The 683-nt window shown below is 59.0% G+C and carries 1 protein-coding gene; it reads right to left on the bottom strand.

What is annotated here, in order from left to right:
• Positions 1–683 (bottom strand): RHS repeat domain-containing protein (locus tag Q7C20_RS26760; RefSeq protein WP_375071194.1); only part of this gene is annotated, 683 nt, incomplete at both ends.

Raw genomic sequence — 683 nt, 5'->3', positions numbered from 1 at the left:
TAGGGCTTGGTTTCTTTTGGGCCAAAGCCTTCCAGCATTGCCAGCGGGCGAAAGCTGTCGGGTTCGTAGATGAAGCTGCGATGGCAGTCCGCGTGATGCTCGGCGATCAGCTTGTCGCCTTGCCAGAAGAATTCTGTGGTTTTGTCGCCTATGGTTTTGCTGATGCGCCGACCAAACGGGTCGTAGCGGTAGCTGGCGGTTTGCCCGTTGGGTTGGGTAATTTCGATCAGCCGATGCTGGCAGTCATACCGATACTCGGTGACCAGCCGATGTTCGCGCCCACTTCGTTCACGGATCAAATTGCCGAAGGCGTCGTAGTCGTACTGATGATCGCCCTGAATCATCAACCGATTGCCGGCCACGATGTCCGGCCCCGGCCGGTCGTGCATCAGTACGTTGCCTGCTGGCGTGTGGCTGAAACGCTCTTGCTCGTCCTGCGAATGATCGGCGCGGATCAGGCGGGCGAGGGGGTCGTATCGGTAGTGATGGTCGCCTTTGCGGGTGTCGAGGAGGCGGGTGAGGTTGCCGATTTTGTCGTAGGTGTATTGGCGGCGGGAGAGGGCGCCGTCGATGTCGCTGATGCCTTGGTTGAACAGGCGCCCATGGTTGTCGTATTGATAGCTGCTGAGAAGTTTTCCCTGGCCGCGCTGGTGTTCTCGGCCGGCTTCGAATGTATGGGTGGT

It is taken from the genome of Pseudomonas sp. AMR01 (assembly GCF_041946035.1).
GTDB lineage: Bacteria > Pseudomonadota > Gammaproteobacteria > Pseudomonadales > Pseudomonadaceae > Aquipseudomonas > Aquipseudomonas antarctica_B.
This window is presented reverse-complemented; position numbering and strand designations above follow the sequence as displayed.